The following is a 21,800-nucleotide window of genomic DNA, read 5'->3' on the forward strand; positions in this document are numbered from 1 at the left end:
GGAAGATGCCGGGTTTTGAGAGTTCAGTGAGTTCATTGTCGTAGTGACGTTTGGCCTAAAGCCATTATTCTTGTCGGTTCGAACCCCAGAAAAACTTGATTTTCGCGGCCTTCACTCCTTGGTGCAGACCAGGACCCAGACCCGATGCGGGATTTCCAACATCTGATCGGCGTATTTGAGTTCCAGTAAACCCTTCAAGGAGAGATCGAAGCGGATGGTCTGGTCTTTGGACATGGTGCCGGTTACGCCGTGTGTGGCCCGGATCCGACCGCGCCATGCCTCGGGTGTGTACGGCACCACCACGTCGAAAGAAAAGGTTTCCAGGTAACCGAATCCGGCCTTGGCTACATCCAGGGTCCAAGTCCCGTAGATGCCCACGCCGCCACCGTACACGATGTGCGGTTTGGGTTGCATCGGGTTGAAGGCTTCGATCAGGTTTTCGGTGGCCTCCACCACCGAGCCGGGTAGGTTCAGCCAGTCGAAATGGGCGATGGCCAGTTGACCGCCGCGCTTGAGGACGCGATTCACTTCGCGGGCGGCGTTGGGCCGGTCGAGCAGGTGCCAGCACTGACCCGCCGTGACCGCATCGAAGTAATTGGAGGGCATGTTGGTCGCGGTCGGATCACCCTGGACCCAGTTGATGCGCAGGCCTTCGAACTCGGCGATATTGCGGGCCGCCGCGATGTGGGCGGCGCTGGGCTCCAGGGCCGTCACCTGGCAGCCACGCTGTGCGAAGCCGCGCGTCAGGGTGCCCGTACCCGCGCCGAAATCCAGGATGTTCTGGCCCGTCAGGCCGATTTGATGGGATGCCAGCCGGTCGAAGGTGACCTGGGGAAAGCCCACCCGGTACCGCACGTATTCGGATGAAGTTTTTCCGTATTCAACGCCGTTCACGTCAACCTCCGCGTGTTGTTTGGGGATGCGTCGCGCGATCGATCGCCGTCGCATCGGCGCACGCCGATCGGGCTTGATCGGGCGGGAGGACGAATGGGAGGGCGAGCCCTCAGAGTTTGGTGGCGGAAACCAGGGTCAAGTAGCGGCCTTTGTGATCCAGGGCCAAACGGGTGATGCCCTTCAACCCCTGATCGGCGAGATCCGCGATCTGGCGCCATTGCTTGTCGCGCTTGGGGTGGAGCAGGTACAACCGGGACTCGCGAGCCATCAACAGCGCGCCGTCGGGTGTCCAGACGTAATCTTCGGCGCCCTCGACGGTCTCCGCCAAAACCTCGCGCTTTTGATCGGACAACCCGAGCTGGAGGATTTGCCAGGTTTTGCCCTCGGGTTTGTGGACCGCGTAGAGGCTTTTCTTGTCGGGAGCCAAGGTGAAACAGCGGCCCACGTCGTTCAGCAGGGTCTTGGGTTGGCTTTTGGCGACGTCCACCCAAACCAGGCGATGGGGCTCACCCACGATGAACAGGGCCAATTGCGTGGGCGACAGCCAGGTGTGGTATCCCACCGAAGTCACCTCCGGCAGAATGAGGCGGGGCTCTCCGCCGTCCAGTGGGAACTGCCACAGCCGCTGGGTTTGATCGGCCTCGACCCGAACGACCGAGAAATGGCGTCCGTCCATCATCAGGGTCGGGCTGAATTCACTCTCGGGTGTCGCGGTTACCTGGGTGGTGTTTCCCGACTTGGGGTCGAAGCGGAAGATATCGGTCTGTTTCCCATCGCGGGAAGCGGTGTAGAGGATTTGGCCGTCGGGGAGAAAGTGAGCCTGGTTTTCGTAACCGGGCTGCTTGGTGATGTTACGGGCGGGACCCAGTTTGGGAAGCGATCGACCGTCCTCGGATTTGCTCCAGGAGAGCTCGACCAGGAAGATGTCGTTATCGGGTAACTGACTGAAAGCCAAGGGAGATAATAGAGCGAGAAGACAAAAAGGCAGGTAGCGCATGATATCCTCGGCAGTAAATACTTTTGGGGCGGCTGGCTTGGACGAGTGGTGGAGAATTGCCGCGATGTGGTGGGTTGATCCGATCATAGCAATTTATTCGTGAATCGTTGTAGCGGGAAATGGGTGTCTGTTGGTAGGATCACCGCTCGACCGTTTGTGAATGAGGGGTCCTTTGCGCACGATCGCCGCACGCCGCGGTGTCGGTTGGCGTGGTTACGGCCGTGGGTCGGTCCGTTTCGTGTGACGTTCGGATGCTAGGATGCAACATGGTAGGCCGCTGGTTCCCCAACGAACGGCTTTGACTTTGCCTTGGGAGAGGGAACATGCCCGTCAAAGTGATCTTGGCGGAGAAACCCAGTGTGGGACGCGATATCGCGCGGGTGCTCGGCGCGAATCGGCGCGGCGACGGCTTCATCGCCGGTCGCGGATTCGTGGTGACCTGGGCGTTGGGACACCTGGTCCAGTTTGCCGAACCCAACGATTACGGTTCGCCCTGGTCGGGACGCTGGTCTTTTTCTCAATTGCCGATCATTCCCGAGAATTGGGAACTGAAGAGCCAGGAGCGTACCAAGGACCAGTTGAAGGTGGTGCAGCGTTGGTTCAACGACCCCGAAACCGAGGAAATCATTTGCGCCACGGATGCCGGCCGCGAAGGTGAGAACATTTTCCGGCTCATCTATCGGTTCACCGGCTGCACCAAACCGTTCCGCCGGCTCTGGATCTCGAGCCTGACCGACGAGGCCATTCGGGAAGGTTTCGCCAATCTCCAGCCGGGCTCGGATTTCGACGATCTGGCCGCCGCCGCCCTGGCGCGTACCCAGGCCGACTGGCTGGTGGGCATGAACATGACGCGCGCCTACACGGTCCACAACAACATGCTGTGCACCATCGGCCGCGTGCAGACGCCGACCTTGGCGATGATCGTGAAGCGCGACTGGGAGATTCGGAACTTCGAAAAGGCCTACTACTACGAATTGGCCGCCGATTTCACCGAGGGTTTTACGGCGAAATACCTCAACGAGGACGGTAAATACCGCATCGACAGCAAGGTGGTTGCCCAACGCCTGCACCAGCAGTTGTCGGTCAACGAGACGGGCACGGTGCTCAAGGTCTCCAAAAAGAAGAAACGCAACCGACCGCCGCAACTGTACGATCTGATCACGCTGCAAAAGGAAGCCAACAAACGCTTCGGGTTCACCGCGCAACAGGTTTTGACCTACGCCCAGCAGCTCTACGAAAAGTTCAAATTGATCACCTATCCGCGAACCGAGAGCCGCCACATTTCCGAGGACATGGCGCCCCAGCTCCCGCGCATCCTGGCCAATCTGGAGCATCCCCAGGCCCCGCTCGCCCTGGAGCGCTTGCGCGGCGGCCACAAGCTCGGCAAGCACTACATGGACAAGACCAAGCTTTCCGATCACCACGGCATCCTGCCCACCGGGCGCCGCCCGCCCAGCAACCTCAGCGGCCCGCCCGCGCTGATCTACAACATGATCGTCACGCGCTTCGTGGCCATCTTCCTTCCCGACCAGGTCGTCGAGGAAACCACGGTCACGATCTCGATCGGCGACGCCACCTTTCAGGCCAAGGGCTCGGTTGAGCTGGAGCGCGGTTGGAAGATCGTGGAACCGCCGCGACGGAAGAAGGAGCCCGCGCCGGGAGAGGACGGCAAGGCGACCAAGAAGGACGACGAAAAGGACTTTGGACGCCAGGCCTTGCCGCCCCTGCAAAAGGATCAGGTGGTTCACATCGACGAAATGCGCCTGGTCGAGCGCGAAACCGCACCGCCCAAACCCTACACCGATGCGACCCTGCTCACCGCGATGAAGAATGCCGGGCGCGAAATCGAGGACGACGCGCTGGCCGAGGCCATGAAGGAATCCGGGCTCGGTACGCCCGCCACCCGAGCCGAGATGATCGAAAAATTGATTCGCACCCGCGTCATCGAACGCCGCAAAAAGGCGCTCCATCCGCTTCCCAAGGGCGATGCCCTCATCGGCATGGTCCAGGAGCCATTGCGCAGTCCCGAACTGACCGGAGCCTGGGAACAGCGCCTCAAGGACATCGAAAACGGCAAGCTGGGCGCGGACCAGTACTACCAATCGATCGTCGCCTTCATCAAGGAGCTGCTGCCCCAGGTGCGCAACAGTAAGGCACTTCGCGGTGCCGATTTCGAGCCGCGCCCCGCCAAAACCGCCAAGGCCGGGTCCGTCGGGGCGGCGACCGACGGGAAAAAACCCGCTTCCCAAGGCGATGGCGGAGCGGTCGCCGATGGCGCCTTGGATCCCAAACCGCGAGGTTTGGATACCCTGGGTACCTGCCCGAACTGCAAGCGCGGTTGGATCATCAAGGGAAAGAGCGCCTATGGGTGCACGCGTTACCGCCCCGGTTGCCGATTCCTGATTCCGCTGGCGCCGGCGAGCAAGAAGCTGACCCAGAAGCAGGTGACCGAGCTGATCGAAAAAGGCAAGACGCGGGTGATCAAGGGCTTCAAGCGCGAAGACGGGCAAACGTTCAACGCCCGCCTCGTTTTGGGCGCCGATCACGCGTTGCAGTTCGAACCGGTGGAGGCCAAACCCAAGAAGGATGCGCCTCCGGACGATCTCCACGACCTGACCTGTCCCCGCTGCGGCCAGGGCCGAATCATCCAGGGCAAACGCGGATTCGGGTGCAACCGGTTCAAACAGGGATGTCGCTTCGTGGTGTGGAACGAGTATGCGGGGAAAACACTGACTCCCAAGCAGATACGGCGACTGCTCGAAAAGGGGAAGACGACGCTGATCAAAGGATTCAAAGGCGAGGATGGCTCTTCGTACGGCGCGCGGCTGGTGTTGGACGCGCAGAAGGAAGTCCAGATGGCGCGCGAATAAAAACGAGCGATCGCCCTTGATCGGCCCTCGCAGGTTTTGGAATGGATGGCCCATTCGACTTTTTCAAGACTTTGAATGACCGTCAAGCATTCTGTTCCTAGATGGATGACGAGGGTCAGGTAGATTTGTTGATCTTCTTGAATTAACTGCAGATAGTCTTTGATGTGTCTTGAAATTGCCGATTGTTCAGGGTTGAGTCGACTCTTTGTTTGAACTGAATATCGTCTTGATGACCTGAATCACTTCTTTTGGCGATGAGGCGCACCATGTTGTATGCAAAGCCGGAGGCATTACCCATCGAATGAATCCGTCTTACTCAACTGTCCGAAGAAGTGTTGGCGTGGGCGAGGCAGACGAATGGCTTCGCCGGTAATCGAACGTGCACCCCGTGTGTGACCCTCGCCCGCGTTCCCCCTACGGCAGTCATCCGCCACCCGTCCCCGATGGTTCCCCCACCGCTTACCCTTTGAGTGCCGAACCTGTACCCATCGCTAGGTTCGGGGCTCGCCGTACCTTTTGCTCGATCCGTCCCTCCGTGAGATCGGCCGGTGCGGCACTTACGCGGCGTTGTTGCTCCACAACGCCGCTTTTTTCTTTTTTGGGGTACCTCTTTTCCAAAGACACTCAAGGGGCCCATTTCACCAGGGGATGGGAGAGATCGATGCCTTCGCTGCTCGGCACGACGCGAATGCCGTAGGCTTTCAGCCCGTTGCGGGTCGGCACGTAGGTGCCCTTCCACCGGCTGCTGCATTCGGTTCGTTCCGTCAGCGCGAGCGGCATGACCACCAATTCGTGAAACTGGCCGTCGTGATCGCGGCGTGCACTGACGAACTCGACCCGAAGGGCCTCGGGCGGGAGATCCGGATGGTGGACCTCGACCAAAATGGGCACCTTCTGGCCGTGGCACACCGATTCTTCGCGCAGCACTTCCACCCTGGCCTCGACGATGCGGGTGTGGGGCCAAGCCTTGTCGATGCGGGCTTTCTCCGCGGCCAGCGAGCGGGTCGCCGCGTATTCCAGCTCGCTCAGTTGGCGGAACCGTTCCTGAATCGGCAGGTAATATCGTTGCCGGTATTCGTGGCCGACGCGACTCGAGGTGAAATGCGAGATCGCCGCGATCATCGATTCCTTGCTCTTTGTCAACCAACTGGCGGAAGGACCCACCAGACAATCCTTGAAGTAGGCCGGAATCACCGTTTGTTCCAGCAGTAGATAGAGGTGTTGGCTGTCGAATTCGTCCTGGTAGTCCTGACTCTCGTTCTGCAGATTCTTGCCGATTGTCCAGCCGTTTTCCCCGTTGTCGCCCTCGACCCACCAACCCGCGGGAATGCTGAGGTTGAGGGCGCCGTTCAAGGCCGCCTTGATACCGGAGAGACCGGTGGCCGAGGCGGGCACCACGGGCGCGTTCAGCCACAGGTCACAGCCTTGGACCAGGCGCTTGGCCATGGCGATGCCGTAATCTTCGAGGAAGATCAACTTACCCAGGAACTCCTCTTCGCGACACAGGCGGTAGGCGTTCTCCAGCAGTTTCTCGCCAAACGTGTCGCCAGGTTGGATCTTGTCGGTGAAAAACACCATGACGGGGCGGTCTTCGAGGTTGACGATGCGGGCCAGGGTGGCCGGGTCCCGAAACAGCAGATTGGCGCGTGAGTGCGGGGTGAAGTCGTGGGAGAAGCCGATGATGAGGGCGTCCTCGCGCATGTTTCCGATGATCTTGGTCAACAGGCTCGGCGAGTCTCGGCGCTTGTGCCAGGTGTGTTCGAGGTGGCGTCGCACGTCGTGAACCAATTTGGATTTGAGCTCTTGGCGAATGCGACGCAGGTCTTTGTCGGGGATCTCGCGCAGGCTGTTCCAGTCGGGGGTGGTGTCGGTTTCGGAGCGCCAGTGTTCGCCGATATTGCGGGACAACAGCTTCTGAATCGGGTCGGCCAACCAACTGGCGGCGTGGATGCCCTCCGTGACGCAGGTGATGGGCAGCTCCGAATAATGGAATCCCGGGGCGATGGTCTGCAGACGGTGGCGCAGCGATTCGCGGTGGGTCTGGCTCTTGGCGACCACGGTACCGGATGCGCGAATGGCCAGCAGGGTCATGGAAAAGTGATGGTGGCCGGGCTCGCTGCGCTGGGCTTTGGATCGCGCCCCATCGGGTGGTGCCGACACCTGGCCCAATGGTTCGGGCCGACTCGATTCCGGCCAGGCCCCCAGTGCCATGATCTGGGACCACGAGGTATCCAGTGCGTGGCGGTAGATACTGAAGTAGGGGCGCATGGTGTCCTCGTCGAAAGCGCCACTGTCCAAATCGGGGTGTTTCCCGGCCTGATGCAGGGTGACCAGGGTGGACTGGCGCACGAATTCCCAGGCCGCCTCGAAATCGAGGTTCGTGTGGTGGATCAGGTACGCGGCCCGACTCAGCGCCGCCAGGGCGCCGGAGCAGTCGTTGAGATGCCAGACCTGCGGTGCGAATCCCAGTTCCCTGATGAGGTTGCAGCCGCCGATACCCAGGATCATGTACTGCTGCAAGCGCAGTTCGTTGTCGCTGGGATTGCAATCGCGAGTGATATGGCGGTCGCGTTCGTGATTGTCAGGGTGATCGGTGTCCAGGAGGTACAGCGAAACCGCGCCCACTTGGACCAACCAGATCTGAACGGTGACCTTGCGTCCCGGAAAGACCAGGGTCGTCAGGAACAGGCTGCCGTCCTCGCGCTTCAAGGGCCGAAGGGGCAGGGAAGTGAAGTCGGACTCCAGTGGTTCGTGGAGTGGATGTCCCTGCAAATCGAATTTTTGGACGTAGTGGCCGCGATGGAATGCGAGGCCCACCGCAATCACGGGCGCGCTGAGGTCGCTGGCGCTCTTGAGGTAATCGCCGGCGGTGATGCCGGAGCTGTTCTGGTACAGCGGCAGGCACTCGTGGATGCCGAATTGGTAGGAAAAATAGGCGATTTCGGGTTTGGCCATGCGCTCCCGGCGTTGGGTCTGGTAGGCGTCGAAAGAGGCCAGGACGCGGTCCAATCTATCCAGGAAAATGGGATCTTGGGCCGCCTTGTCCAGTGTTTCCTGGGGAACCGAATCCAGCAGTTCGACCGGATTGTGGCTCGCTTCGAACCAGACGTCGGGTGAAAGGTCCCGAAACAGGGTTTCGGCATCCGGATGCCAGGACCACCACAGGTTGTAGGCCAGCTCGCGCAGCCGGGTCAGGGAGGTGGGGAGGATGTTGAGCACGGTGAACGGCTTCATGATGGGCCGCAGGTGGTCCTGACTCTCCAGCGGATGGCCTGTGGGCCGGTCTTCCCAAATGGTTTCGGGATGGGTATTGCCTTGGCCGTGGAAACGCCGATCGCGCGTGAGCACCGCCTCGTGATAGGCCTCCAGGTAGTAGCGAATGTACACCGTCCAGTGAATCGCATCGGCGATTTCCTTGGCCTGGCTGCGACGTTTCTCGACCTGGGTCGGCTCTGCCGGGCCGATGCCGCGCAACATGTGTTCGGCGAGGTCGCGCGTCGCCTGTTCGTAATCCGCCTGGGCGCGCGGCATGACGTAGCAGGCCTCGGGATGCTGCACCGATTCGGCGATCCAGTTTCCGAATCCGGACAGGTCGGAAGTGATGGTGGGTACCCCGCAGGCCAGCGACTCCATGGCACTGAACCCCCACGATTGGTAGTGCGAGGGATACACCGAAAGGTCGAAGGCCGGAATCAGTTCCAGGAAGTGGCGCGGCAGGATGGCGTCGCTGCCGTCCAGTTGGGTGGGAATGAAGATGACCTTGATGTGGTCCGCCGCCTCATTGCGGATGTCCAGGCGTTCGAGGTGGGCCAGCAGGGGATCGTCCTCGGGTAGCGACAGTTCGTGGGTGATCAGTTGCGGTTTGGATACCGGACTGACGCCGTTCAACGCGTTCAGCAGCTCCGTTTTCGGGGCCTTGGCCCCGCAGGGCATCAACAGAAAGAGCACCATGTGGCGGTCGGATTGTTCGAGCGATTCCTCCATGAGCGGCAGGCTGTCCAGGATCAGATTGAGGCCCTTGTTGACGTATTCGTATCTTCCCGAGGTCAACACCAGGCTGGTTTTGGCCCGATCCAATTTCTGGTTTGTCATGGCCTCGGTCAACCGGAACAGTTCGTCGCGAATCGCCAATCGCCGTTCGGGTTGCAGGTAATCCTTGTTGGGGAAAGGGTCCGGAAGCGCGTTGGGCAGGATCAACCCCGGTTGGAGATCGTGAAAGACCTGGATTTCCGTCGCGGTGATCGCCGATATGGCGGTGAGACAGTCGGCCTCGGTCATGCAGGCCGCTTCCAGCGACACCTTGGCCATGACGCCCAGTGCCGCGGCCCGTTCCTGGGTGTGGATTTTCTCCATCGAATTGATCAGGTTCTCCCCGGTTCCCGCGATGCCGCGACCGAGGACGGTGTGATGGGCCGTAAAGACCTGGGCCACTTCCGGGCGAGTCTGTTTCAGGTAGAGCAGTCCCGCCCCCACATGCCAGTTGTGCCATTGGGCCAGCACATCGCGTCCGCGGGCTCGTTCCTCCGCGAAGTTGGCGATGATCTGTCCGGCACGATAGCCGAACAGCACCGGTTCCAAGTAGTCCCAATCGGCGTTGACCGAATCCACGCGGTAGTTGTGCCACAGCCATTCCAGGATTTCTCCCTTGCTGCGGTAAGCGCCCGAAAAGTCCACCAGCAGGCAACGCGGATTGCCGGGAACCTTCCAGCGTCCGGTCAGGACGCGCAGTCCTCGTTCGGCGAGACCGCCCAGCCATTTGGCTTCGAAGGGTTCCGGCGCGAACCAGATGTGGGCGTCCTCCGCCTGGTCCGGATGCGGGGCGATCAGGTAGTAGTGATCACCGTAGATCCGGCTCATTTTCAACGCTTTTCCCAGTAGGACCTGGCGGGTGGATCCGCTTTTCTCGCCGAGCTCCCAGCAGACTTCGAAGACGTAGTAGGAATCGGTTGGTTCGCGTGGAGGTGAGATCATGTTCACTCCTTTTTCCGGTACGACGGGTCCGTTGTTCCGCACGGCATGTGCAAGGACGTACGTGCCCGCGAGCCGGAGCGCGCTCCAGGGGTCCTTTTCCGGATGGCACGGGCGAGGACGGTGCCGAAGGTCCAGGGCGGGGATCGATGGAGCTGATCCTTGACGACAGACTACTCAAATCTACGTTATCGGTCTTTTTGTGAATTGTTATTATTCTACCTGGAAACGACTTGGACGGACGAGCAATTCCCGCGGCATCCATCGATCTCGATGGGAGGAGATCCCGAAACCTTTCGGTCTCTCGCGAGGGTTCGCGATCGTCCCGGCGCGAAGGGCGCCTGTTCACGAAATAAACGATGGCCGGAGGAGGCTGGATTTGGTGGAACGGAATGAACGAGCGGAAGGCGACGAAGAACGCCGTGATCCTTCATGGAAAGAGACTTTTCGCGAGGCGTTTCTCAGGTATGTCGCCGAACACGGGCGGCGACCGAATACGATTTATGCCTTCGCCAAATCCCTGAATGCGACCGAGGCCGATTTCTTCTCTTGCTACAACGCTTTTTCGGCACTGGAAAAGGATGTATGGCTGGAGTTTCACCGACAGACCTGCGAGGTGTTGTCGGGCGATTCGGCCTTTGCCGAATACAGTGCGCGCGAGCGAATGCTGGCCTATGCCTACACCCTGATCGAGCAGCTCAAACCCCAACGCGGCTTCGTGTTGAATGCCAACTTGGGATTGGATCCCTGCCCCTCTTTCCTGCAAACCTTTCGGCGCGAGTTCCTCGAATGGGCGTCCCAATTGACGACATTTGCCGAGGAACAGGGTGAGTTTGCCGAACGGCCGCTGTTGAAACCGGATTATCCCCAGTTATTCTGGATGCTCGTGCGGTATTTGATGCAATTTTGGGTACGCGATGAGTCTGCCGATTACCAGGAAACGGACGAGGCGATCGAAAAAGCCGTTCACGCCATGTTCGACACGGCGCAACCCAATTTCCTGGATTCTTGGTTCGATTTGGGTAAGTTGATGCTCCGACAGTTCGGCTCGTTTCGCTAAGGTGGGCGAGAAGTTCGGATCTGGCCGTCGTTCAGTGGTTTTTTTGAAGTAGCCTTTGTCGGTCGGGTGCGTGCATATTTGGTCAAGGTGCAGTATCCGTGTTGATCTGGTGGCTTGGCCACCGGCCGCGTTCGCCTGACCGTCGAATACGGTCGACCATCGCGGTCATGGTGAAAGGTCGTGCTTCACGTACGAATGCGTGTCCCTATGGGTCTCGATGAGGCGCCTGTTTTCTCAATTGTGGTTTCCCATGCGAATGTCCGACTTTGCCCTTTTCAGAGGTTGTCATGAAGGAACAGGAACAGATTCCCACATCCAAGGTGCAGCGGGCCATGCGGTTCGCGCGGACCGGAGCCAAGGTCGGCGGAAATTACGTCAAGCACTATTCGAAGAAACTCCTGGATCCCAGCCTGGATCGCGAAAATCTTCATCAGGAGAATGCCCGCGACATCTATCACTCGCTCAGTGAGTTGAAGGGCAGCGCCCTCAAGGCCGCCCAGATGATCAGCATGCAGCACGATCTGTTGCCGGCGGCCTACCGCAACCAATTCAGCCAGGCTCAATATTCCGCACCGCCGTTGTCCTACCCCCTGGTCGTCAAGACCTTTCGCGAATGCCTGGGCCGAGAGCCGGGCGCCCTGTTCGATGCCTTCACCAAGAGTGCGGTCAACGCCGCCAGCATCGGTCAGGTCCACCGTGCCGAGTGGCAGGGTCAGGTGCTGGCGATCAAGATCCAGTATCCGGGAGTTGCCAACAGTATCGTGAGTGATCTGAGGATGTTGCGCCCTCTGGCCGCACGTATCCTCAATGTCAACGGTCGCGAACTCGACAGCTTCATGGAAGAGATCGCCCAGAAGATGTTGGAGGAAACCGACTACGAATTGGAGCTGCGCCGTTCGCAGGAGATCAGCTCGGCCTGTGCCCATTTGGAAGGCGTGTTCTTTCCCCGGTACTATCCCGAATTCTCCGGAAAACGCATCATCACGATGGAGTGGCTGGAGGGCCTGCATCTCGCGGATTTCCTGAAGACGAACCCCTCCCAGGACACCCGCGATCTGGTAGGACAGCGACTCTGGGATTTCTACCATTATCAAATTCACGAGCTGTTCAAGCTGCACGCCGATCCGCATCCCGGTAATTTTTTGTTTCGGCCCGACGGAACCCTGGGGATTTTAGATTTTGGCTGTGTCAAGGAAATTCCCGAAAGCTTTTACAGGAATTATTTCGGTATGGTTCGTCGCGACCTGCTGGCGGAGGGCAACGAGGCCGAGCGCGACATCTTGTTTCGCAACATGGGCTTTATTTACGACCGCGACAGCCCTTCGGAGCGCCGCATGTTCACCGAGCTGTTTTGCGAAATGATCGAGTTGTTGGCGCGTCCGTTTCACAGCGATGTGTTCGATTTCAAGGACGAAACCTACTTCAAGCAGATCTACGCGATGAGTGAGCGGGTTCAGGCCGATCGCAATGTTCGCAGCAACAAAACCGTGCGCGGCAAAAAGGATGCGATCTACATCGACCGAACCTATTTCGGGATCTATCACATTCTGCACGACTTGGGCGCTCGTATCCAGATTACGCGGCCGGATTGGCTGAAGTGACTTAGGGTCGTTTTGTATCTCGGTCGGCGGTGACTTCCTGGTAAAAAAAGACTTACGCATAAGCAACCCTGCGCCTTCAGAGGAACCCCCTTCCTGCAAAGGACAAAAAAAAGAGAGCGGATCATCCGCTCCCTTTTGCTTATTCTCGTAGAAAATGGGGAGAGTTCACGAAAAAGTGACTAACGCGGGACCAGACGAGATCCCAATGAAGAGGAAGCAATTCGGTTTCCTGAAGTTTTCTGATCGCCGAAACCGACCGATTCGCGCTTCATGGGATGGGCAGCAGCGAGAACGATTCGACGGATGGTACGCCAGGAAGGGGCTACCGATTACTGGCTTCGAAGCTCAAAGACCTTTCATCCAGACTTCTTGGAAGAACCAGCCTCCAAAATTCTCCATTTTCACGAAGTATTCGCGCTTGGTCGAGTCGTACCAGCAACCGTTTTCGGCCATGGCGCGCTCTTGGCACTTTTCCTTGCGAACGAGGTTTTTGATGACCTCGCTGTTTTCCTTGAACGGAGAATACTGACAGATGTCGTTCAGCCGGAAATAGCCCTTCAACTTGAGGATCGAGTTGGCATCGGTCATGTTCTCGGGAATCGTTTTCAATTGTCTGGGGTCGATGTTGGTGGGGATGGATTTGAATTCGGAAATTCGGGAAAAAGTTTTCCGAAATTTGCTCATTTTCAGGACGTATTGGCTGCCCCGCGGCTTGAAAAAGCCGTAGTGCTCGTAGGTGTCGAGCCCCTGCTGCTCCGCGAGTTTGCTCAGCTTCGTCAGTTCCATGGTGGTCATGCCTAAGATGTCCTTGATTTTAGAGAACTTATACATGCCATCCTGGTTGAGGATTTCCTGAGGGGAAACGTCGTTGTCCACGTTGGGCCAATGCATTTCCTCGCGATCGAATTCGAACTTGCCGTTTACCAATTTGTCGAAGTTATTCATGTTATAGCCTCCGCGAAAGTGTCGTTAATTTCGTTTTATGGAATGAATTGAAAAATTTGAATATCTGATTCAGTGAAGGAAGCCCGGCACGCCATTTTAAAATGACAATTCAATGGATGTAAAGAGGTGGGAAAAAAATTGAATGCGGTTAGTTTGTCTGCTCCGGGGAACCCAGAATAGATAAAGAATGTGAATTAGTTGGGTTTTGCTTGCCTCGGAACAGGCTGTGTTTGAAGCCTTTAGGGTCGCACCCACACGCTTCCGAAAAACCAGGGGACGAAAAGCTGCATATCCACGAAATACTCGCGTTTGGTTTCGTCATACCAACAACCGTTGGTATTTTTTGCTTCTTCCTGGTTTTCCTGGCTGCGGACGGAGTTCTTGATCACCTCTTCGCTTTCCTTGAAAGGCGAATAAGCGCAGACCTCCTTGAGGTAGAAGTACCCATCCAACTCGATGAGCGAGTTGGCGTTGTGTATGGCAGTGGGGATCGATTGAACTTGGTCGAGATCAATGTTGGTAGGCAGGTTTTTTCGGCTGGTGTAGTCAGAATAAAAATTGCGAAACAACGACATTCTCACAATGTACTGACTTCCTTTTGGTTTGCCGAAACCGTAGGATTCGTAGGTGTTGATATTGTTCCGGAGTGCGTCCCGACTGATTTTCGTCAGGTCCGCGGTGGAAAGGCTGAGCTTATCTTTGATCTTGGAAAATTTGAACATGCCCGTTTGTACGAGCAGGTCTTCCTCGGTCCAAGAATCCTCAACGTCCGGCCAGGTCATCTCCTCGGTATCGAAGGAGAGTTCCGGCTTCTCTTTCTTACTGGATTTCAAGGCCATAGGCTTGGATAGACCTCCGTGAGTCGATATGGATCGTCATGTAGCGGTCGCTATAGCGGCACCAACCGCATACGAGTCTATGCATAAGTATTAACGACTCGTCAAATCTTCCGTTGCTCGATTTATTATAAACGCAATTGATTGCCAGCTATGGAGAATGCGGCGTTTTTGAGCTGGCTCACGCTATTTTATTCAATCCATGTTTCGTGGCCAAGTCGGAAAAAGTTTTTCCCTTATCGATTTGCCGCTCTTACGAAAGGCAAGTGGGCGCCAGTAAAGGCTTTTCAGCCGATCCAGTGACTTCAAAAAAAATATTGGCTCGGATCCAGCTCACGTGTTTTCAGGTCTTTCGGAAGTGTGAGCTGGCTGATACGGCGAATGTTTCGAGGAATTCTGACAACCAAAAGTACCCTCGAACTTTTACAAAGTCGAGCCTGAAGTTTAACAAAGTGTTTGGTCGCAAAAAATGTTCTGATTGAGATATCTGTCGCCGATCGATACTTCCTCGATCGAATGCGAGGGGTTTCACACCTTGAAAGTCGCGATGATCTGGTTGAGATCGTTGGATAATTCTGCCAATCTGCGGGCTTCCTGACTCAATTGCTCGGCTCCCGAGCGCGAGCCCTTGGCCTGACCGTCCAGGCTCTCGCAGATCTTCAACACTTCCTTGGAGGCCTTGTAGATCGAGCAGGCATCGTCCGCGATGATCTTGGCGCCCTCACCGGATTCCTGGGCTTTCAGGGTCACCGTCTGGGAAAATTCCGCGGACTCCTTGACCGAATGGGAGACCTGGTCCGCTCTTCGGGCCGAGTTGGCCATGCTCTGTTCGATGTCGATGGCGGTCTGGGTTTGTTGTTCCACCGCCGCCGCGATCTCTCCATTTTTCAGGTTGATGACTTCGATGATGCGCACGATGTCCTTGATGGCTTCGATCGCCAAGCCGGTATTGCTCTGTATCGCGCTGATTTTGTTTTGGATATTGTCGGTCGCCTCGGCCGTTTGATTGGCCAGTTCCTTGACTTCGTTGGCGACCACCGCAAATCCACGACCGGCTTCACCGGCACGTGCGGCCTCGATCGAGGCGTTCAGGGCCAACAGGTTGGTGCGTTCGGTGATTTTGGAAATCAAGCTGATGACGTCGCCGATTTCTCTGGCCGCGGTATCCAACTGATTGACGTTGGAGTCGGTGTGGATGGCCTTTTCCGAGGCTTCGATGGAGACCTGGCGGGCGTCGCGGACCGTATCGCCGATTTGTTGGATCGTGCGGCTCAACTCTTCGATGGCTCTCGCGACTTCGCCGACTTCCTGTGACATTTCCGCAGCGGCACCGTCGACCGAGATCAACCCGTCCTGGATTTGGCCGTTGATTTGGGCCATGCTTCCGACCGAATCCGCCGATTTCTTGGCTTCGGTGGCGATACCCGACAGTTTGGTGGAAGCTTCGCGGCTGTTTCGGGAGACTTTCTCGGTTTCTTCCGAGAGCCTTCCGGCAGTGGCCTCGCCGGCGAGACTGCTTTCCGTCAGGCGTTTCGATGCCGCCAGCAGTTCGTTGCCACTGGCGGCCACGTCGAGAATCATCTGCCGGATCTGCTCGTTGTAACTGTTGAACCAATTGGCCAGCTCGCCCATTTCATCGGTGGACATCACTTCCAGCCGATGGGTCAGGTCGCGCCGTTGCAGCATGTCCTGAATGTGGAACACCGTTTTGCGAACGGGGTTGGTGATGCGGTTGACCCACCACAGCGAAACCACGCAGGTGGCCAGGCAGACCAGGAGCCCGATCCACAATAATTGAAGGACCTCGGCGACGACCAGATTGCGGAGGTCGGTGGCGGTGAGGTCGACCGAAACCAGGGCGGTGGTGGTGCCGTCGGCGGCTTTGATGGGTCCGTACCCGGAGATATAGGAGTCGTTGGTACTGCGATAGAGACCGGTGTGGGTCGGTTCACCGGTGTCGAACAGGCGCTGCATGTCGGACTTGACCCCGTATTTGGCGGGGTCGTAGGTGGTCAGTGCCACGTCCTCGGCATTTTGGGTGATGACCACGAACTCCATCAGATTGCTCTTCGGCCGAAAGGTGTAAATCGGTTCGGAAATGCCCGTAGCCGTTTGCACGGCGCGCAACGTGGCCTGGAGCCGCTGGTACTCCGGTGTGTCGATGTCCGCTTTGCCGGAAATCGCCGCGTGCAGGTCCTGTTCGATCAGCAGAGCGGTGGTACCGGCGATTTGCTCTGCGCGAAGACCCAATTCATCTATGGCGGACCGGCGCATGATGTGGTAAGTCACGAAGATGAGTGCGACAGTCGTCAGGATCACAATGGCGACACTGTAAATGGTCAACTTCATTGAAAGCTTCATGTCGGTTCAAAGCTCCTTGGCCAGAATTCCGGCGGCGCCTAGAGATTAAATTGGAATAATGGGTACCTTTATTTCATCGCTCCTTTCTAGAATTCAATTAGTTTTTGTCCGGATTTTCGAAATGGTGTTGCTCCGATGAGGGGAAACCCTTTGATAGGAAGGGTTTCCCGCTTTTGAGAGGCGAGCGGAACCAGGCCCTGGTCGATGCGCGGTTCCGTTTATCTTTTGTGAGGGGCGGATGAGCGTTCAGTTCGATGACTCGCGTTCGGATTTGAACTGGTCCGTCAGACGAGTCTGGATTTCCTTGGGAACCGGTTCGTAATGGGAGAACTTGCGACTGTGGCGTCCGCGACCTTGGCTGATCGAGCGCAGGTTGGACGAATATTTCCATAGTTCGGCCAGCGGGATTTCCGCGTGGATGATCTGGAAGTTCCCTTCCGAATCCATACCCAACACCTTGCCGCGCCGCTGAGATACGTCGCCCATGACGGCACCCATGTACTCTTCCGGGATACGAATCTCCAATTCGTAAAGGGGCTCGAGGATGATGGGGTTGGCTTGGCCCATGGCCTCCTTCATCGCCAGCGAGCCCGCGATCTGGAATGCCATATCGGAGGAGTCGACGCTGTGATAGGAGCCGTCGAACAGCCGCACCGACAGGTCCACGATGGGACAGGTGGTGAGATATCCCTCGGCCATGGCCTGGGTGACGCCTTTCTCGACCGCGGGGATGTATTTCGAGGGTATGGCCCCGCCGACGATGTTGTTCACGAACTGGAAGCCGCCACCGCGGTGAAGGGGCTTGACTTCGATGTGCACGTCGCCGTACTGTCCGCGCCCACCGCTCTGCTTCTTGTAGCGGCGGTGAATGGTGGCCGGTTTGCGAATGGTTTCGCGGAAGGGGATTCGCGGCTCCAGCAGTTCGGCGTTCACACCGAAGCGATCCTGCAGCCGGTGAATGACCCAATCCAATTGCAGCTCGCCCTGCCCGCTGACGATGGTTTGCCGAATTTCACCGTCATAGTGGAAGTGGAAGGTGGGATCCTCCTGGTGCAGCTCCGCCAGACCCTTGCTCAGTTTGTCCTCGTCGCCTTTGCTTTCCGTGACCAGGGCCGCCCGAATCACCGGTTCCGGGAATTTGATCTGGCTGAGAACCACCGGACTGTTGGCGTCACACAGGGTGTCGTTGGTGTGGGCGTGCTTGAGCTTGATGATGCCGCCCATGTCTCCCGGCTCCAGCATGTTGGTCTCGTGCCGTTCCTTACCGTTGAGCATGTACAGGGTCGAGATGCGTTCGGAGGTGTTGTTGTTGGCGTTGTGTACGTCCATGCCGGTTTTCAGCACCCCGGAATAGACTTTCACGAACGACAATTCGCCCACATGGCTCTCCGAAATGGTCTTGAAGATTTGGATCGCCAGTGGTTCTTCCGCCCGACAGGCGCGCGAGACGATGTTGCCGTCGACGTCCTTGCCCGTGATGTCGGGTAGATCGGAGGCCGAGGCGCCGTACTTCACCAGGATTTCCATGATACGCGAGACACCGATGTTGTTTTTGGCACTACAGCAGAGGATGGGGTAGATTTCGTTGTGCTTGCTGGCATGGGAGAGCGCCCGCTTCAATTCCTCTTCCGAGATTTTCTGGTCGTCGAGATACTTTTCCATCAGCGCTTCGTCGTGCTCAATGATGGATTCCATGAACGCCAGACGATAGTCGTTGTACACGTCGCGAATGCTGTCGGGAATCGGTTCTTCGGTATAGGCACCGCTGCCGTCCGTCTGGTAGACCAGAACCGCGTCGCGAATCAGGTCGACGATCTTGGTGAAGCCGGCGCCCGTTTCCACCGGGAATTGCGCCACGATCACGTTGGGCCCGAATTGGTCCATCACTTCCAGGGCGACGCGGTCGAAGGAAATGTCTTCCTTGTCGAGCTTGTTGAAGACGATGAATTTGCTCAGGTCGTGTTTCTTGCCGTACTTCCAGTGGAGCTCGGTTCCGACTTCCACACCGGCGGAGGCGTCCACGGTGACCAGGCCGATATCGACCACGTGCATCGCGCCGTACACCTCGCCGATGAAATCCAGGTAACCCGGCGTATCGACCAGGTTGATCTTGTGCTCCATCCATTGAAAATGCATCATGCTGGTGCTGATGGAGATTTGTCGCTCGATCTCCTGGCGGTGGAAATCCGAGACGGTGTTGCCTTGTTCGACGGTGCCCATGCGATTGATGGTGCCCGCATTGAGAAGCATGGCTTCGGCAAGAGTGGTTTTGCCGGAGCCGCCGTGTCCGCAAATGCCAACGTTGCGAATATCGTCCACTTTCATTTATCGACCCCCGGTATGTGGAATGGCGAACTAAGGTCGGGCCCGGACAGCAAAAGTCAAGTGAACACAGGTGCTTGGATTCAATGCCAAAACCAGGTCGTGCGGCTTGTGCTGTGGGATTGTAAATTGCAGGTAAAGTACTTCCCACTATAGCCGAAAGCGATTCCGCATGCCACGGATAATGGCAAAATTGTGAGGCGCTCGTGGAGATTTCGTGATGTTTCCATCGCCCCACCGGGACCCGTTTCGCCCCGGTTCGCAACGGCCGAACGATCGGTGATTTCAAGGCCGAACCCATGGCTGGCGCGTGTTTTCGGCTTCTGGTATGCTATAGGGCCGCTCGCCCGCCGGCCGGTGCGAGCATTCTTCAGCGAGGCTTCCCCATGTCGTGGTTGAACGTTTCCAGACCGATGGTCATTCTGGCGCCGATGGACGGGTACACCGATCCCCCTTTTCGTCGCTTCATCAAGCACATCGAGCCGCGTGCCGTCGTCTTCAGTGAATTCCTCAGCGCGGCGCTGGCCGCCGGAAAACCATCCCTGGCCCCGACGATGTTCCGCGTCTACGACGACGAGCGTCCGGTCGTGATTCAGCTCTACGGTAAGGACCCCGACCATTTCTGCACGGCCGCGCGCCTGGCCGAGGAACAGGGGGCGGCCGGGATCGACATCAACATGGGTTGCCCCGCCAAAAAGGTCGTCGCCCACCGCCACGGTTCGGCCCTGATGCGCGAAATCGACCTGGCCTGCGACATCATTCGTTCCGTGAAGGCCGCCGTCTCGGTGCCGGTCACGGTCAAGACCCGCTTGGGTTGGGAAAACGATCGCAACCTGATTCCCTTCGCCCTGCGTCTACAGGATTGCGGGTTGGATGCGATCACCATTCACGGCCGCACCTACAGTCAGAAATTTGACGGTGAAGCCGATTGGCTGCCGATCTACGCGCTCAAGGACGCCTTGAGCATTCCGGTTTTCGGAAACGGGGACCTGGTGACGGCCGAACAGGCGCAGGCCAAATTGGGGAACCTGGACGGGGTGATGATCGGACGCGGCGCGGTTTCCGATCCCTGGCTTCTGCAGCGCGTCTGCGACGGCTTCGCGGGCAACGTCGGCGCGGCCCGCCGCATGTTACCCTTTTCTCATAAAGTCAAGGCTTGGAAGCGTTTCGCCCAAATGGCGGTGGCGACCAACCCCAAGAGCGAACGCCATGCCTGCCAGGCCTTTCGCAAATTTCTGGTGCGGCTGCACAAAGATCTCGGACTCTCTCCCGAGGTGCGGCGACCGGCGGTCCAAGTGGCGACGCTCGAAGATATCGAACGGGTTCTGGACCTGTTTCTGGACGCCTCGCAAGAGTTGAGCAGCGTGGTGTGACCCCGCCGCGGCCGATCGAATCCGGAAGCGGGAGAAAGTCATCGACCGACCGAAGCGGGGTTGACGGTTGGGTGTCTCGTGATGCCGGGTGAGGCCGCGCCTCACTTCTTGGCCGAGACGTGACCGATTTGATCGAAGTGCATGCCCAAATCACTGGCGGCCTTGATGCCCATCAACTGAAGCAGGGTGAGGGCGTTGTCACCTTCGGCGGCACCGCCGGCCATCTGAACCTGGGGAACCAACTGGGCTTGGGACATGTACTTGTATTTGGCCACTTCCACTTCCTGCCAGGCGGCGAGCTTGGCATCGAAGACCCGTTGCGGATCGAGCGCGTTCTCGGCCGCCGTGCGGCGCGCCTTGGCCAAGACTTCGAGACCCTCGGCTTCCTTGCGCTGGCGCTCGAGGATTTCCAACTGTTTCAGTTTGTTCTGACGCGCGACTTCGACCTCGCGCTGGGCGTTGATCTTGGCGACGGCCGATTCCTTCTGGGCCTTGATCTCGGCCTCCAGTTTCTCGCGCTCGGCGATGGCGCGCGCTTCGGCGATCGCCTTTTCACCGAGGGCATGGGCGGTCTTGGCTTCCTGCTGGGCTTTTTTCAGGTTCTGGCGGGCCAGGGCCTCGTCTGCCGCGGCCTTTTTCTGGGCTGCCAGGCGCTCGTCCACCCGGGGCTCGTAATCCACATCCTCGATCGAGGCCGAAACCACGACGATCTGGTAGTCCGAAAGCGGATTCTTGGTGCGAATGAAGGTCCCATCCTTGCTCTTCTTCTTCACGACCAGGACTCGGGCGCGGCGTCTGAGGGTGGTTTCCTCCGATGTCGCCGTTGCGGCTTTGCCTTCTCCACTGGTTTCCTCTTCGCTGGTGTGAATCGAATCGACGACCTGCTCGATCACGAAGATGCCGTTGCGGAGCTGATCGTCGAAATCCAGGGTCATTTGACCCGCACCGCCGGAGTAGTGCTCCTCGACGGACATGGTCCGCGCGGATGCCTTGGCCGTCTCGACCACCACGCGCTCCATCAAATTGGAAATCAGGCTCTGCATGCTGCCGAATTCGCGGTGGATGTTGATCATGGCCTCCTCGTTGGTGGGCAACCGGAAGCGCGCCACACCGCGAGCTTCACCCATGGAGGTGTCGAGGAAGCGCACCTTGATCCTCGGCAGTATCGAGGCCGCATCCGCGTTGTTGTTGCCGGTGAAGTTCACGGCAACGACTTTCTTGTATTCGTGAGGGGTTCCGAAGAAACGAAAATAGGGGCCCGGCTCGGTGATGACGCTCAGGTTGCCCGTGATCGATTGAAGCACGATGGTGGTATCCGCGCGGTTGCTGTCCACCATTTGGAAAAGCAGGAAAATCGTTGCGAAAATGAGGCTTAAGGTGATTCCGGCACGCATGGCAAGGCGAGAGGTTCCCCGCTTTCCGAACGAGCCGTCAGGATTCGTTATCGCGTTCTGATCGCTGTCTGACATGTGTTTCCTCCCACTGAAAGATATCTATTTCCATCGGGCGGAAATCTCCGGGGAAAAGTGCAGGCAAACCGGTGACAGGGTTCTGGGGAGGTGGTGCGGGAGAA

Annotated in this window: 12 protein-coding genes; 4 read left to right on the forward strand and 8 right to left on the reverse strand. The window is 58.0% G+C overall.

The window, feature by feature from the left end:
• Positions 1 to 111: 111 nt before the first annotated feature.
• Both J3U87_RS21030 and J3U87_RS21035 read right to left on the reverse strand, forming a co-directional pair.
• On the reverse strand, positions 112 to 894 hold the full coding sequence (locus tag J3U87_RS21030) for a class I SAM-dependent methyltransferase (RefSeq protein ID WP_237377744.1): 783 nt from the start codon (positions 892 to 894) through the stop codon (positions 112 to 114).
• Between the two features lie 109 nt (positions 895 to 1,003).
• Positions 1,004 to 1,891, reverse strand: a complete 888-nt coding sequence (locus J3U87_RS21035; RefSeq protein ID WP_237377745.1) for a hypothetical protein — start codon at positions 1,889 to 1,891, stop codon at positions 1,004 to 1,006.
• A gap of 323 nt (positions 1,892 to 2,214) precedes the next feature.
• On the opposite strand from J3U87_RS21035, the gene J3U87_RS21040 reads away from it, so the two are divergent.
• On the forward strand, positions 2,215 to 4,761 hold the full coding sequence (locus J3U87_RS21040) for a type IA DNA topoisomerase (RefSeq protein ID WP_237377746.1): 2,547 nt from the start codon (positions 2,215 to 2,217) through the stop codon (positions 4,759 to 4,761).
• 624 nt (positions 4,762 to 5,385) lie between these two features.
• On the opposite strand, the gene glgP is transcribed toward J3U87_RS21040, so the two are convergent.
• Entirely contained in the window at positions 5,386 to 9,732 is a 4,347-nt protein-coding gene (gene glgP / locus J3U87_RS21045) for an alpha-glucan family phosphorylase (RefSeq protein WP_237377747.1), read from the reverse strand.
• A 379-nt stretch (positions 9,733 to 10,111) separates the two neighbouring features.
• Here glgP and J3U87_RS21050 point away from each other — a divergent pair, with 379 nt between their 5' ends.
• Complete coding sequence (locus tag J3U87_RS21050; RefSeq protein ID WP_237384523.1) at positions 10,112 to 10,789, forward strand: hypothetical protein; 678 nt, start codon at positions 10,112 to 10,114, stop codon at positions 10,787 to 10,789.
• A gap of 287 nt (positions 10,790 to 11,076) precedes the next feature.
• Positions 11,077 to 12,390, forward strand: a complete 1,314-nt coding sequence (locus J3U87_RS21055; protein ID WP_237377748.1) for an ABC1 kinase family protein — start codon at positions 11,077 to 11,079, stop codon at positions 12,388 to 12,390.
• Between the two features lie 345 nt (positions 12,391 to 12,735).
• Here the strand turns inward: J3U87_RS21055 and J3U87_RS21060 are convergent, their stop codons facing one another.
• The 4 genes from J3U87_RS21060 to fusA all read right to left on the reverse strand — a co-directional run bounded on the left by J3U87_RS21060 (position 12,736) and on the right by fusA (position 18,857).
• On the reverse strand, positions 12,736 to 13,335 hold the full coding sequence (locus tag J3U87_RS21060) for a hypothetical protein (protein WP_237377749.1): 600 nt from the start codon (positions 13,333 to 13,335) through the stop codon (positions 12,736 to 12,738).
• A 239-nt stretch (positions 13,336 to 13,574) separates the two neighbouring features.
• Entirely contained in the window at positions 13,575 to 14,174 is a 600-nt protein-coding gene (locus tag J3U87_RS21065; RefSeq protein ID WP_237377750.1) for a hypothetical protein, read from the reverse strand.
• Positions 14,175 to 14,699: 525 nt separating this feature from the next.
• Positions 14,700 to 16,532, reverse strand: a complete 1,833-nt coding sequence (locus J3U87_RS21070; protein WP_237377751.1) for a methyl-accepting chemotaxis protein — start codon at positions 16,530 to 16,532, stop codon at positions 14,700 to 14,702.
• A gap of 246 nt (positions 16,533 to 16,778) precedes the next feature.
• Entirely contained in the window at positions 16,779 to 18,857 is a 2,079-nt protein-coding gene (fusA, locus tag J3U87_RS21075) for an elongation factor G (protein WP_237377752.1), read from the reverse strand.
• A 383-nt stretch (positions 18,858 to 19,240) separates the two neighbouring features.
• On the opposite strand from fusA, the gene J3U87_RS21080 reads away from it, so the two are divergent.
• Positions 19,241 to 20,227 (forward strand): tRNA dihydrouridine synthase, encoded by a 987-nt coding sequence (locus J3U87_RS21080; protein WP_237377753.1) that lies wholly within the window; start codon positions 19,241 to 19,243, stop codon positions 20,225 to 20,227.
• A 101-nt stretch (positions 20,228 to 20,328) separates the two neighbouring features.
• On the opposite strand, the gene J3U87_RS21085 is transcribed toward J3U87_RS21080, so the two are convergent.
• Entirely contained in the window at positions 20,329 to 21,696 is a 1,368-nt protein-coding gene (locus J3U87_RS21085) for an SPFH domain-containing protein (RefSeq protein WP_237377754.1), read from the reverse strand.
• Positions 21,697 to 21,800 lie beyond the last annotated feature (104 nt).

Origin of the sequence: Sulfidibacter corallicola, from assembly GCF_017498545.1 — a bacterium.
GTDB lineage: Bacteria > Acidobacteriota > Holophagae > Acanthopleuribacterales > Acanthopleuribacteraceae > Sulfidibacter > Sulfidibacter corallicola.

Bases quoted from the DNA above. Each gene is read 5' to 3' on its own strand.
- J3U87_RS21035 (WP_237377745.1), bottom strand. From the start codon at position 1,891: ATGCGCTACCTGCCTTTTTGTCTTCTCGCTCTATTATCTCCCTTGGCT.
- J3U87_RS21040 (WP_237377746.1), top strand. From the start codon at position 2,215: ATGCCCGTCAAAGTGATCTTGGCGGAGAAACCCAGTGTGGGACGCGAT.
- glgP (WP_237377747.1), bottom strand. From the start codon at position 9,732: ATGATCTCACCTCCACGCGAACCAACCGATTCCTACTACGTCTTCGAA.
- J3U87_RS21055 (WP_237377748.1), top strand. From the start codon at position 11,077: ATGAAGGAACAGGAACAGATTCCCACATCCAAGGTGCAGCGGGCCATG.
- J3U87_RS21060 (WP_237377749.1), bottom strand. From the start codon at position 13,335: ATGAATAACTTCGACAAATTGGTAAACGGCAAGTTCGAATTCGATCGC.
- J3U87_RS21065 (WP_237377750.1), bottom strand. From the start codon at position 14,174: ATGGCCTTGAAATCCAGTAAGAAAGAGAAGCCGGAACTCTCCTTCGAT.
- J3U87_RS21070 (WP_237377751.1), bottom strand. From the start codon at position 16,532: ATGAAGCTTTCAATGAAGTTGACCATTTACAGTGTCGCCATTGTGATC.
- fusA (WP_237377752.1), bottom strand. From the start codon at position 18,857: ATGAAAGTGGACGATATTCGCAACGTTGGCATTTGCGGACACGGCGGC.
- J3U87_RS21080 (WP_237377753.1), top strand. From the start codon at position 19,241: ATGTCGTGGTTGAACGTTTCCAGACCGATGGTCATTCTGGCGCCGATG.
- J3U87_RS21085 (WP_237377754.1), bottom strand. From the start codon at position 21,696: ATGTCAGACAGCGATCAGAACGCGATAACGAATCCTGACGGCTCGTTC.